Here is a 12535-nt window from a genome sequence, read left to right on the forward strand (position 1 = left end):
TTGAACTTATGTCTAATATCGTTCGTTTATAGGAATAGAGGTGGCAATGTTGGATCCGCAGCATAATTTCGATTTTCTTAAATATAGACTAGATCCGAGCGACGACAAGGAATTGTTGAACGAACTGATGACGGCGTACGGCAAAGATGTTTGGAACTACGCCTTTAGCATAACCCGCAAGTGGGATCTCGCCGACGATATAACGCAGGAAGTATTTATTAAAGTATTCCGCAATATGCACGCCTTCCGCAGGGACGCCTCGGTCAAGACGTGGCTGCTTACGATTACCCGGAATACGGCGATCGACTTCAAGCGTTCGGCGTTTTTACGCAAAGTCACTTTAACCGATACTTACGAGGAGCACGGAAGCCGGCAATCGGCCGAAAGAGAATCGCTGGAGCAGCTTGCGGTGAACGATCTGTGGAAGCATGTGCTGCAACTGCCGATAAAATACCGGGAAGTCATCATCCTGTTCGCGCACCATCAATTATCGCTCAAGGAAATCGCCCAGATGCTCGGCGTATCCGAGGGGACGGTCAAATCGCGAATGTTCCATGCCCGGCAGAAACTGACGAAAATGAAGGAGGCGAGCCTATAGTGGACGACAAAGAACTTCGAGATCAACTTACACGAGGTCCACTGGCCAGGAACGGCTTCGACGAAGCGTTACGCAGACGAATTCATGAGGAAATAAATAACCCGCGCAGACGCAGGCCTAAGCTGTGGATGATGCCATGGGCGAGGTTTGGGGCGGCCTTTACGATGCTTGTCGCCGTGCTCGCGGGGATTTGGATGTGGTATTCGCAGACCATCGAGCCGAGCGCGATGCATAGCGATCAGGCGAATCTTGCGGGAGCAACCGCGACGAACGAAACGATGGCGTCCATCTATACGAAGGACGATCCGCGTTCAGCCATGCTGATCGGCATTCGCGACGATATTCCCGAAGGGGAGGAGGGCGGTCCTTCGAGCTCGTACCGGACTTTGCTCATTGCGCCCGAGGACGGGGAACTGCAGGTGAACGCGAGCTTGGAAGGCATCTACATGCCCTTTAAGATGAAGTTCTACCGGCTCGACGCGGTCGGCGACTCGCTCGGCAAAGGGGTGCAGACGATCGCGTCCGTGCCCGCTGGAGAGGCGCTTCCGCCAGCGATCGCGACGGACTCGGCCTACCGCACGAACGAGAAACTGCTGTTTGCGGGCAACAAGTACGTGTCGCTGCTGCAGACGAAAACCGAAGCGAACACGGGCGAGACGACGTCCCGCGTGTGGGTGAAGGATATCGAGCAGTTGGCGCCGAAGCTTCGCGAGAGCGCCGCCAAGTCGGCGGATGAACCGCATTACGAGTTGACCCGGCTCGTTCTCGCATCAAGCTTGTACACGGACGAATGGACGATTGCAAGGCAAACGGGACAGTGGGTCATCAAGGTGCCTGGCACGGCTGAAAGCTCGGAGCAATTGCTTACTAGAATCTCAAACTCAACGGGGATCGGACCGAAGCTGCCGACGGAAGTCGCTTCCTATGACAAGCTGTGGCTGAACTGGGACGATATTCGCAAGCGCGAGCCGTCCGCGGAAGACGCGTTCACGTCGCCTACGGAAGACTTGCTGGCCGTCAAGACGAAAGACGCGATCGAAGTGTTCGCTTACCGGATGAAAGACGAGGACATGAAGCCGCTGACAATCGAGCTCGGCGAACGCGAAAGCATCGTCATGGTGCAATGGGCGCAGGACGGATACGTGAACAATTGGAAGCAGATGCTCGGTCAATGGATTGGCACAACTAACCAGAACCGATTATGATAAAATGAAGATACCCGCGAACACTAGAGGGTATCTTCTTTTTATTTCAAGGCGGGCAACTGGAGGCTACGTTCATATGTTTCGTGTAATCGGCGTCGTGGGCGCAGGAACGATGGGGCAGAGCATCGCGGAAATGCTCGCCGTAAAAGGGATGGACGTCCATCTCGTGGAAAAAACGCCGGAGCGTCTTCAGCATGCGTTGGATATGCTGGAAGCGAGCCTGGATCGGCAAATGGAACGTTGGGCCATTACGGCCGCGGAGAAAAAATTAATGTTAAATCGCATACATATGGAAACATCTCTTTATCATTTGGCAAGCTGCGAGCTCGTCATCGAGACGATCAGCGAGGATTTGGACAGTAAAAAAGCGGTCATTCAACAATTGGACGGCATCCTATCCAAAGACGCCATCATCGCAAGCAATACGTCCACATTAAGCTTGACGGAGCTGGCTGGCGCGTCCCAATATCCGGAGCGCGTCATCGGCATGCATTTCGTCTATCCGACGTCCAGAATCGACGTCGTCGAGATCATTCGCGGCTTGCAAACGTCGGACGATACGTTTAATCGGACGAAGGCGTTCGTAGAGGAGGCGCTCACTAAAGAAGGCGTCATGGTATACGAATCGCCGGGCTTCGTGACGACGCGGCTCATATGCCTGCTGATCAACGAATCTTTGCACGTGCTCGAGGAAGGCGTCGCGTCGCCCGAGGATATCGACACCGCTATGCGCCTCGGCTATCAGTTCGAACACGGTCCGCTGGAAATGGCCGACCGATTCGGTCTCGATTCTGTTCTGGCGGCGTTGGAGCGCATGTTCCGGGAATTCGGGGAGCTCAAGTACCGGCCGTCGTTCCTGCTTAAGAAGAAAGTCCGCGCGGGACATCTCGGGGTTAAGTCCGGCATCGGATTTTTCAAGTACAACAAGGACGGTGAGCGGTTATGAACATTCTCGTCATTAACGCCGGAAGCTCGTCCCTGAAATACCAGCTGTACGAAATATCCACGGAGACCGTGCTCGCGAAAGGGCGCGTGGAGCGGATCGGCATGGACTCCTCCATACTGACGCACGAGGTGGACGGGCAGCCGGAGGTCAAAGAAGTCAGCGAAATTCTCGACCATACGACCGCGATAAAAAAAGTGCTCGACATGCTGACACACCGCAAAGTCGGCGTTCTTAGCAACATTACGGACATTAAAGGGGTCGGCCACCGCGTCGTGCACGGCGGCGAGTCGTTCAGCGAATCGGTGCTGATCGATCAGCAAGTGAAGCTGGAGATCCGCAAGCTGTTCGACCTCGCGCCATTGCACAACCCGGCACATATGATGGGCATTGCGGCGGTGGAGGCTAACTTGCCGGACGTGCCGCAGACGGTCGTCTTCGATACCGCGTTTCACCAGACGATGCCGAAAATGACGTACATGTATGCCATTCCGAAGGTGTTGTACCGCAAGCACAAAATTCGCAAATACGGCTTCCACGGTACGTCTCACGATTACGTCAGCAAACGCGCGGCTGAGTTTCTCGGCCGTCCGTTACGAGAGCTTAAGCTCATAAGCTGCCATATCGGCAACGGGGCAAGCTGCACGGCGATTATGGATGGCAAGTCGTTCGACACGAGTATGGGCATGACGCCGCTGGAAGGGCTTATGATGGGGACGCGCAGCGGCGACCTTGACCCGGCGGTCGTGCCTTTTACGATCAACAAAGAAGATTTGACTTTAAACGAAGTCAATTCGATGCTGAACAAGCATAGCGGTTTGCTCGCCGTCTCCGGCATCAGCAGCGACATGCGGGAAGTGGTCGAGGCTATGAACGAAGGCGATGCCAACGCGAAGCTCGCGTTCGATATGTACGCTTATCGCATTCGCAAATATATCGGCGCTTACGCGGCGGCGATGAACGGGCTCGACGCGATTATTTTCACGGCGGGCGTCGGAGAAAATTCGGACGTGTTGCGCAAAGCAATATGCGAGCAATTGACTTTCTTCGGGGTACAGTTGGACGAGGCGCGTAACAGTGTTCGTTCGCCGGAGCCGCGTCGCATTACGACGGACGAATCCAAGGTCGAAGTTCTCGTCGTTCCGACCAACGAAGAACTGCTTATCGCGCGTGATACGTATACCATCGTTAAAGAGTTGCAACGCAACTAAGCCTAATTGAAGGGGGATTTCATTTAATGACGATATCAGGTTCGAATAAGGTGACGATATCGACGATAGGCGGTTTCGTCGGACAAACGGTTACGTTCGGCGGCTGGCTCGCGCGCAAGCGGTCCAGCGGAAAGATTCAATTTTTGCAGCTACGGGACGGTACGGGCTACATACAAGGCGTGCTCGTTAAAGAGGAAGCGGACGAAGCAACTTGGGAAAACGCAGGCAAGCTGACGCAAGAGAGCTCGCTGTACGTAACCGGCGTCGTGCGGGAAGAGCCGCGCAGTCCGTCCGGCTACGAGCTTGCGGTTACCGGCATCGAGATCATTCAAATTACGCAAAATTACCCGATAACGCCGAAGGAGCACGGCGTAGACTTCTTGATGGATCACCGTCATTTGTGGCTGCGCGCGCCTCGTCAACGGGCGATCCTGCGCATTCGGGCGCAAATTATTTCGGCGATCCAAACCTTTTTCGACGAAAGAGGCTTCACGCTCGTCGATCCGCCGATATTGACGCCTTCGTCGGCGGAAGGAACGACGAACCTGTTCCACATTAAGTACTTTGATGAAGACGCTTATTTGACGCAGAGCGGTCAACTGTACATGGAAGCGGCCGCGATGGCGCTTGGCAAAGTGTATTCGTTCGGTCCCACGTTCCGTGCCGAAAAGTCGAAAACGCGCCGTCATTTAATCGAGTTCTGGATGATCGAGCCGGAGATGGCGTTCGTCGATCACGAGGAAAACTTGCGCGTGCAGGAGCAGTTCGTGGCTCATGTCGTCGGAAGCGTGCTTGAGCATTGCCGGCCGGAGCTGGCGACGCTGGAGCGGGACGTTACCGCGCTCGAGCGGGTGCTGCCGCCGTTCCCGCGTATCACGTATGACGAAGCGATCGATTTGCTGAAGGAAATCGGCATGGACTTGCCATGGGGCGAAGACTTCGGCGCGCCGCACGAAACCGCGATCGCCGAGAAGTTCGACCGTCCGGTGTTCATAACGCACTATCCGGCCAGCTTCAAAGCGTTCTATATGAAGCCGGATCCTAATCGGCCGGAAGTCGTTCTATGCGCGGATATGATCGCTCCGGAAGGCTATGGGGAAATAATCGGAGGTTCGCAGCGGATCGACGATCCGGAGCTGATGGCTTCGCGCTTTGAAGAGCATAATCTGTCCGAGGAAGCTTACAAGTGGTATATGGACTTGCGTCGTTACGGCACGGTGCCGCATTCCGGCTTCGGACTCGGGCTAGAGCGTACGGTTGCCTGGATTTGCGGCTTGGACCACGTCCGGGAGACGATTCCGTTCCCTCGTATGCTCTACAGGCTCTATCCTTAAGATGTGACGTTTGCTCATCCACACGAGAGAGGTGAACCGGGCGATGAACGAACGAAACGAATACGCGCGCGGCATGGCGGAAGCTTATATGGACGGAGCAGTCAGCATTCCCTATTCGCTGCTGCGTTCGTACCGCGCGTTGAAATTGAACGATACGGAAGCGATGCTGCTGATGCAGCTTCTCGCGTTTCGTCAGCTCGAGCAGAACGAATTCCCGACGATCGAACAGCTGATGGAGCGTATCGGCTCCTCGTCATCGGTCGTCGGACAAGCGGTGCAAAATCTGATGAAGCTTGGCTTCGTCACGATCGACGAAGTATACGATCCGGCTACCGGCGTTCAGTCCGAGAAGTATAATCTCGCAGGATTGTTCCAGAAAATCGCTCTATATATCGCGTCTGGCGAGCGGCCGGCGGAGTCATCCGGTGCCGCCGGGGCGGTCGGCAGGGGAGGCAGCGGTTCGGGAGCGTCCGAAGTCGCAACGACGGCGAGCGCGGGGAGAACGATTCCCGTCCTTGCCAAAGGGACTCATAGCATCTTCGTCCTCTTCGAGCAAGAGTTCGGCCGTCCGCTCACTCCTATGGAGTACGAGACGATCAACAGCTGGCTCGATCAGGACCAGTACGCGGAAGAGCTAATCCGGTTCGCGCTCAAGGAGTCGGTGTTCGCCGGCAAGCTCCACTTCCGTTACATCGACCGCATCCTGCTGGAGTGGAGCCGCAACCGCGTGACGAACGTGGAAGAGGCGCGGCTGCACGCTCAGAAGTTCCGGACGGGGCGGTAAGTGAAGGAATAAAAAGCTTCGACCTGCTAGGCAATGTGCCTGCTCGTCGAAGCTTTTTTATGTAGGGGCAAATCTGCCTCTATTTTACGAGAAACACACGATTCATCGTCAACAGGGGCAAATCTGCCTCTATTTCGCGATAAACCAACGATCTGCCGCAATTAGGGGCATATATACCTCTATTAACGGGTAACCGATTGCATACTCGAGGCCTGGTTTAGCGCCCGCGATTCAGCAGCTCCCACTTGTAAGCGTACTCGAACAAAAACTCGAATGCTTCAAGGTGGCGTTTCGCTTCGAAAGCGTCCTTGCCCCAAGCGCATAAGCCGTGCTTGCGGATGAGAAGGCCGGGAATGCGCGGATTCAAGTTCGCCGTAATTTCGGGTACGATGCGTGGCACATCCGCGTAGTTAGGCAAAATCGGAATCTCGATAACCGCGTCTTCGTCCCAAATATCGAACGCTTTGATCAGCTCGACACCGTCAATGCGAACCGAACGCCGTTCCCAGAACAGCTCGGAGACGAGGTTGTTGTGGACGGAATGAATATGGAAGATGGCGCCTGCACCGGTTAATCGGTAAATCTCGCGATGCAGAGACGTTTCCGCCGAAGGCTTCAATGCTGTCGCCTCGCTGCGATTGCCGTCTTGGTCCACGAACAGGAAATCCTCCGGCGTGGACTTCGTTTTGTCTTTTCCGCTCGCCGTTACGGCGAAATGAAATTGCTCGGGAGTGAAAGGACCGACACGCATCGACAGGTTGCCGCTCGTGCCCGGAAACCAGCCGCGCGAGGCGAAATCCGCTTTTACCTCGGTAAATTCACGCAGCACCCGCTGCTTGTCCTCTAACATAATGTCCGCGAAACTCATGAGGATATGCCTCCTTGCTCCAAGTGACGGATAATATCGTGGAACGTATCGAACGGAATATGCGGCAGACCGAGCTCGATGCAACGGTCGGTAAGATGGGACCGCGAGAAGACGAGGTCGACCAGCTTGGCGCCTTCGAAGTCGGTAATGCTGTCGCCGATAAGAATTCGGAAATATTCATCCCGCGGGAACCGGCGAATGACTGTCGTCTTGCACATGCCGCACGCGCCGTTCGCGCATTCGTCGTCGCATTCATGCGGCCACGTAATGCGGATGCCATCGCCGCTGAAGTCGCTGCCGTTGCAGTAAATGTGATCGGCCGGAATGCCGAACGGAGCGAGGAGCGGCTCGATGAAAAAGTCGATGCCACCGCTCGTTACGTAGAACGGAACGTCATGGTCTTTGCACCACTGGAGCAGCTCGGGGAATCCGGCGCGAATGCCAGCGGTCGTAAGAATGTAGTCGGTGACTTCCTGCTTCATGGAAGAAGGGAAGAGCGCGAACATTTCGCCTACGCCGACTTGAAGCGACTTGCGTCCTCCGACGATATCGCTAACGATCGTCTCCCAGCCGGGCGGATTGAAGTGTTTCATAACGGCGACGATGTTGTCGCTTAGCGTGATCGTTCCGTCGAAATCGCAAAATAAGACGGGCGGACGCGGAAAGGCTACTTTGCTGTTCGTGTTGTCGTTGCTCAAGACGTGCGTACCCCCCAGCGTTCGATCGCGATGCGCAGTTCTTCATGTTGCTTGCCGTGTTCTTCTAAAGAAACGCCTTGCTTCACGGCGTCTACGGCCTGCCGGAAAGCGCGTCCGCCGGCAGCCGCGCCGAGCGGGTGACCATGCACGCCGCCTCCGGCGTTGACGACGACATCGGGTCCGAAATCTTGCAAAATCAACGGGACAAGGCCTGGGTGGATGCCCGCGGAAGGTACCGGGAACGCCGCTGCCTGAGGCAAAGACGGCGTAAGCAACGCTTCCTTCACGGCTAAGTTCTCGGCTTTCGGCATGACGACGGAGCCGTACGGCGAAGGGAAAAGACTAAGATCCGCGCCGGCGATCCGCATCAGCTTGCCTAGCAATAGCGCGGCGGACATGCCATGATATTGTGACGGATAAATAGCGCCGGCAAGCGATGGATGCGCAGCGATCGGCACGTTGATGTCCGGATCGGAGGCAAGCTCAGCTAAAGCGTCGAATCCATAGGCAAGTACGTTAAACAGCAAGCCGTTCGCGCCCGCGGCGATCGCGCGTTTGGCGTTCGCTTTCAGTTGGAACGTCGAGCCGGTCAAATTAGTGAAATAGAGCAGTTTCTGGCCGGTTGTTTGCTCCGCTTCGCGGGCCGCGTCCATGCAAGCTTCTACGCGCGCTTCGAGCGGCGTAAGCGGGTTCTCGAACAAAATTTCGTCGTCCTTGATTAGATCGACGCCGCCGAGCGCTTGCTGGAGGAACTGTTCGCGCAAACCGGCAAGATCATGGCCGATGACCGATTTGAAAATGCTCATGACTAGCGGACGATTGTGCACGCCGAGTAAATCGCGGACGCCATGCAGACCGAACTTCGGTCCAGGGAACGCGGAAAGGAAATCCGCGGACGGCTGCAGATCGATGAGCTTGATTTTCCCGTCCATCGACAATTTGCCGAATGCGGTGACGAGCAGGGCAGGAATATCTCTGCTGAAGTTTACGTCGGGGTAGGCGATCGTGATGTCGGCGTAGCGTTGACTTGCTTCTCCTTCATGTACGTCGACGGACACGACTTGGCCTAAATGCTGCTGCATTTGCGCTCTAGCCGCTTCCGGCAGCTCGGTCCAGCTTCCGACGGTCAGCCCGACCGCGATGCCGAGCGCTTTTTTATCGAAATCCGCTTTGTCGTCGTATAGACGATACGTTGCTAAGCTATATTTGGCGTAATCCATCGCGTGTATTCCTTCTTTCTATTGACGTGGCTCGGAAGCGGAGGCTTCCGCCCGAATCGCTTCGCCCATCTCTCTGGCGCGTTCCGCGCAGCGGAGAATCGCCTTGTTCATGCCTTCCTGGAAGCCGAACTGCCGCATCAATTCGAGCGCGGCGAACGTCGTTCCGTTCGGCGAAGTGACTTTGCGCCGAAGCTCGCTTGGATCTTCGCCCGTGAGCTTCACCATTTCGCCGGCGCCGCGAACGGTTTGCGCGGTTAGCGCGGTTGCGGCTTCGCGGGAAAGTCCGAGCTGTACGCCCGCGTCGATCATCGCTTCCATCATGAAGTAAATATAAGCTGGTCCGCTGCCCGACACGCCGTTAACCGCTTCGATCAGCGGTTCGTCGACGACGACGCTCATGCCGACCGCATCGAAGATGGCCAGCGAAAGCGCGCGCTGCGTTTCGGATACCGTCTCCGAGAAGCTGATGCCCGTGGCGCCGAGGCCAATGGTGCTCGACGTATTCGGCATCGTGCGAACGACCGGCTGGGGGCGATCGAGCAACTGGTGCATCGTCGCGATGGACAGTCCGGCGATAACCGAGATGATCAATTGCTCCGGACGGAGCAAAGGACGCAGGGAGGCGATCGCGCTTGCGGCGTCTTTCGGTTTCATGCCGAGAAGGATGACGTCCGCGTTTTTAAGCGCATCTAGCTTCTGGTTGTCTTCGATCGCCGGAACGACGCCGTAAGCTTCCGATAGCCCGCGAAGCCGTTCGGCGTTCTGGCGGTTCACGACGGTGATTTTGGATGGCTCGGTTAGCTTCACTTCCACGAGGCCGCGCAAAATCGCTTCCGCCATCGAACCTGCGCCGAAAAACGTTATGGATACTTGGGATAATTTATTATTGTCGGTCATATCGGTATGCTCCTATGTTCGAATTTGCCCGTTGCCGAGCACCCGGTACTTCGTAGAGGTTAAAGCAGGCAAGCCCATCGGTCCGCGCACGTGAAGCTTCTGCGTGCTGATGCCGATTTCCGCGCCGTAGCCGAACTCGAAGCCGTCCGTGAACCGCGTGGACGCGTTATGATAGACGGCCGCTGCGTCCACGTCCTGCATGAAGCGCTCGGCATGGTCCGCGTTCTCGGTAACGATGCATTCCGAGTGCATCGTGCCGAAGCGGCGGATATGGTCGATCGCCTCATCAAGCGAGTCGACGACGCGGACGTTAAGAATGTAGTCGTTGTATTCCGTGGCGAAGTCTTCGTCGGTTGCGACTTTGGCTTCGCCGATGAGCTCGAGCGTCGTGCCGCAGCCTCTGAGCTCGACGCTCGCCGCGCGCATAGCGTCCGCAAGCGACGCAAGATGCCGGACTGCGAACGCACGATGAACGAGCAGCGTCTCCATCGAGTTACATACGGAAGGACGCTGAGCTTTCGCGTTCACCGCGATCGCGGTAGCCATTCCGGCGTCGGCGGTTTCGTCCACGAAAGTATGGCAGATGCCTGCGCCGGTCTCGATGACCGGGACGGTCGCGTTTTGGACGACGTTCTGGATCAAGGATGCTCCGCCTCGCGGAATGATGACGTCCAGCAAGCCGTTCAGCTTCAACATCTCGTCCACGGAGCTGCGGCTAGCATCTTCGATCAGCTGAAGCGCGTCAGCTGGCATCGCGGAGTGTGTTAAAGCTTGGCGTAACACGTTAACAATATAGCGATTGGAGCTGAGGGCGGCCGATCCGCCGCGCAGCACGACGGCGTTGCCCGTCTTCAAGCACAGCGCGGCCGCGTCGACGGTAACGTTCGGTCTAGCTTCGTAGATTATGCCAACGACGCCGATCGGCACGCGGCGCTTTTCGATGAACAGGCCGTTCGGTCGATGGCCGGACTCGAGCACCTCGCCTACCGGATCGGGAAGAGCGACGATTTGGCGGATACCTTCCGCTATGCCGGCTATGCGGTCAGGGGTCAGCTTGATCCGGTCAAGCAGGGCAGGAGACGTGCCGTTGTCTCTGCCGCGCGCGAGATCCTCGGCGTTAGCCGCGATAATACCGTCATGATCGGCCATTAACGCGTCGGCCATGATCATTAATGCTTCGTTCTTTTGCGCTGTAGTCAGCTTGCCCAAAATGACGGTCGTTGCTTTGGCCGCCTTCGTTTTTGCTATCACTTCGCTCATGCGTGATCCGCCTCCTTAACGATCGTAGACGCGACCCATTCGTCGCGGTGAATGATTTCGACTCGCGCAACTTCGATTCTGCGCATGACTTCCTCGCTGGACAGACCGGCTACCGCGGTCACTTGCCAAGCGGCGTAATGGGTGACGCCGCGCCCGAGCAACCGGCCGTCGGAATTGACGACTTCGACGACGTCGCCGGGATGGAAGTCTCCCGATGCGGCGATAACGCCTGCCGGCAGCAAGCTGCGCCCGTTGTTCATAAGCGCGGTTTCGGCACCATTATCGACGATGATTCGACCTTGCGGAACGGAAAGGAAACCGACCCATTGTTTCTTGGATGACAGCGAATGATGCGACGATGCGAAATAAGTGCCTCTGCCCGTTCCGGCTACCGCGTCGGAGAGATCTCCCGGCTCGGATACCCGGCCTACGAAGAGAGGCACTCCGCCTTGCATCGCAATGCGAGCAGCTTCGATCTTGGAGCGCATGCCGCCCGTTCCAACCGCCGTGCCGGCGCCTCCGGCTACGCGATAAAGCTCATCCGTGAGCACTTCGATTCGCTCGAACTTTATCGCGTCCGGCTCCTTGCGAGGGTCCGCGGAGTAGACGCCGTCCATGTCCGTCAGGATGTATAGGCCGTCGGCTCTGACCAAGTTGGCCACGAGCGCGGATAACGAGTCGTTGTCGCCGAATTTGATTTCGTCGACCGCGACGGTATCGTTCTCGTTAATGATCGGCAGCGCCCGTTGCTTGAGCAGTTCTTCGATCGTCCGTTGCGCGTTTTGGGCGCGTCCGCGGTTGCTGAAGTCGGGGCGCGTGAGCAAAATCTGCGCGACGGCGATGCCGCGCGTCAAGAACGCTTCCTGGTACGCTTGCATGAGCAACGCTTGACCTACCGCGGCTGCCGCTTGCTTCTCGTGGATGATTTTCGGCTTGACCGGATAACCGAGCTTGCGAAAGCCCGCCGCTTGGGCGCCAGATGTAACGAGCAGCACTTGATGGCCGGCTTGATGCAACGCGGCGAGTTCGCCCGCGAAAAATTGCACTTGCTCGCGGTTCAGGCCACCTTCCTCGGAAGTGAGGGAGCTGCTGCCGATTTTGACGACGATACGCTGACCTGACATTCACAACAACTCCTTGATGAAGAAGTGATAGTTTCGATTGCGATGGTTCGAATCCTCGTGCCGCTATCGGGCCGGTGTCGGCGCGAATCCGCGCAATAGCGGAACGAGGTGCCTCTAACCGGGCTCGGTGACACTGTGGATCCGCGAAGTGACCCCAAACAAGTGTTGAAATGTACGCAAAAAAGCTTCCATCCTAATCAAAGGACGGAAGCCTAGCATCCGCGGTACCACCTTCGTTGACGGGGGCGACGTTAAGTCGCGATCCGTCCGCTCAAAGCCCTGGTAACGGCAGGGGCCGTACGGCTCATCGCCGTCCGCTCGGGGATTGGGAGAAGCGGGGACAGGGTAAATTCTCTCAGCCTAGAAATTTACTCTCTGGACATGTCCGGTTCC

General features: G+C 56.8%; 12 protein-coding genes. 6 read left to right on the forward strand and 6 right to left on the reverse strand.

Annotated elements, in window-relative coordinates:
- Positions 1–46: 46 nt before the first annotated feature.
- From ACFPQ4_RS20460 to ACFPQ4_RS20485, 6 genes are all read left to right on the forward strand, one after another.
- Positions 47–598 carry an RNA polymerase sigma factor gene (locus ACFPQ4_RS20460; protein ID WP_378113757.1) on the forward strand — a complete coding sequence of 184 codons (552 nt, stop codon included), beginning with the start codon at positions 47–49 and terminating at the stop codon, positions 596–598.
- A complete protein-coding gene (locus ACFPQ4_RS20465) occupies positions 598–1803 on the forward strand; it encodes a hypothetical protein (protein ID WP_378113758.1) in 1206 nt (401 codons plus the stop codon). Before ACFPQ4_RS20460 ends, ACFPQ4_RS20465 begins: the two co-directional genes overlap by 1 nt.
- 76 nt (positions 1804–1879) lie before the next feature.
- On the forward strand, positions 1880–2749 hold the full coding sequence (locus tag ACFPQ4_RS20470; RefSeq protein ID WP_378113759.1) for a 3-hydroxyacyl-CoA dehydrogenase family protein: 870 nt from the start codon (positions 1880–1882) through the stop codon (positions 2747–2749).
- Positions 2746–3957: an acetate/propionate family kinase gene (locus tag ACFPQ4_RS20475; protein WP_378113760.1), complete on the forward strand. Its 1212-nt coding sequence runs from the start codon at positions 2746–2748 to the stop codon at positions 3955–3957. The genes ACFPQ4_RS20470 and ACFPQ4_RS20475 overlap by 4 nt, the downstream gene beginning before the upstream one ends.
- 26 nt (positions 3958–3983) lie before the next feature.
- Complete coding sequence (asnS, locus tag ACFPQ4_RS20480) at positions 3984–5291, forward strand: asparagine--tRNA ligase (protein WP_378113761.1); 1308 nt, start codon at positions 3984–3986, stop codon at positions 5289–5291.
- Between the two features lie 43 nt (positions 5292–5334).
- The gene (locus ACFPQ4_RS20485) at positions 5335–6075 is read left to right on the forward strand and encodes a DnaD domain protein (protein ID WP_378113762.1); all 741 of its coding nucleotides are present in this window, start codon (positions 5335–5337) and stop codon (positions 6073–6075) included.
- 217 nt (positions 6076–6292) lie between these two features.
- Here the strand turns inward: ACFPQ4_RS20485 and mtnB are convergent, their stop codons facing one another.
- Genes mtnB through proB form a run of 6 tightly spaced genes read right to left on the reverse strand, consistent with a single transcriptional unit; the run spans position 6293 to position 12142 of the window.
- Complete coding sequence (mtnB, locus tag ACFPQ4_RS20490) at positions 6293–6943, reverse strand: methylthioribulose 1-phosphate dehydratase (RefSeq protein ID WP_378113763.1); 651 nt, start codon at positions 6941–6943, stop codon at positions 6293–6295.
- On the reverse strand, positions 6940–7641 hold the full coding sequence (locus ACFPQ4_RS20495; protein WP_378113764.1) for a 2-hydroxy-3-keto-5-methylthiopentenyl-1-phosphate phosphatase: 702 nt from the start codon (positions 7639–7641) through the stop codon (positions 6940–6942). The genes mtnB and ACFPQ4_RS20495 overlap by 4 nt, the downstream gene beginning before the upstream one ends.
- Positions 7638–8861, reverse strand: coding sequence for a 2,3-diketo-5-methylthiopentyl-1-phosphate enolase (locus ACFPQ4_RS20500; protein ID WP_378113765.1), 1224 nt, complete (start codon positions 8859–8861; stop codon positions 7638–7640). The genes ACFPQ4_RS20495 and ACFPQ4_RS20500 overlap by 4 nt, the downstream gene beginning before the upstream one ends.
- 18 nt (positions 8862–8879) lie before the next feature.
- A complete protein-coding gene (gene proC / locus ACFPQ4_RS20505; protein ID WP_378113766.1) occupies positions 8880–9758 on the reverse strand; it encodes a pyrroline-5-carboxylate reductase in 879 nt (292 codons plus the stop codon).
- Between the two features lie 12 nt (positions 9759–9770).
- On the reverse strand, positions 9771–11018 hold the full coding sequence (locus ACFPQ4_RS20510; protein WP_378113767.1) for a glutamate-5-semialdehyde dehydrogenase: 1248 nt from the start codon (positions 11016–11018) through the stop codon (positions 9771–9773).
- Positions 11015–12142, reverse strand: a complete 1128-nt coding sequence (proB, locus tag ACFPQ4_RS20515; protein ID WP_378113768.1) for a glutamate 5-kinase — start codon at positions 12140–12142, stop codon at positions 11015–11017. Before proB ends, ACFPQ4_RS20510 begins: the two co-directional genes overlap by 4 nt.
- Positions 12143–12535: the final 393 nt, after the last annotated feature.

The sequence above is a fragment of the Cohnella yongneupensis genome, assembly GCF_042655785.1.
GTDB lineage: Bacteria > Bacillota > Bacilli > Paenibacillales > Paenibacillaceae > Cohnella > Cohnella yongneupensis.

Bases quoted from the DNA above. Each gene is read 5' to 3' on its own strand.
- ACFPQ4_RS20460 (WP_378113757.1), top strand. From the start codon at position 47: ATGTTGGATCCGCAGCATAATTTCGATTTTCTTAAATATAGACTAGAT.
- ACFPQ4_RS20470 (WP_378113759.1), top strand. From the start codon at position 1,880: ATGTTTCGTGTAATCGGCGTCGTGGGCGCAGGAACGATGGGGCAGAGC.
- ACFPQ4_RS20475 (WP_378113760.1), top strand. From the start codon at position 2,746: ATGAACATTCTCGTCATTAACGCCGGAAGCTCGTCCCTGAAATACCAG.
- asnS (WP_378113761.1), top strand. From the start codon at position 3,984: ATGACGATATCAGGTTCGAATAAGGTGACGATATCGACGATAGGCGGT.
- ACFPQ4_RS20485 (WP_378113762.1), top strand. From the start codon at position 5,335: ATGAACGAACGAAACGAATACGCGCGCGGCATGGCGGAAGCTTATATG.
- mtnB (WP_378113763.1), bottom strand. From the start codon at position 6,943: ATGAGTTTCGCGGACATTATGTTAGAGGACAAGCAGCGGGTGCTGCGT.
- ACFPQ4_RS20500 (WP_378113765.1), bottom strand. From the start codon at position 8,861: ATGGATTACGCCAAATATAGCTTAGCAACGTATCGTCTATACGACGAC.
- proC (WP_378113766.1), bottom strand. From the start codon at position 9,758: ATGACCGACAATAATAAATTATCCCAAGTATCCATAACGTTTTTCGGC.
- ACFPQ4_RS20510 (WP_378113767.1), bottom strand. From the start codon at position 11,018: ATGAGCGAAGTGATAGCAAAAACGAAGGCGGCCAAAGCAACGACCGTC.
- proB (WP_378113768.1), bottom strand. From the start codon at position 12,142: ATGTCAGGTCAGCGTATCGTCGTCAAAATCGGCAGCAGCTCCCTCACT.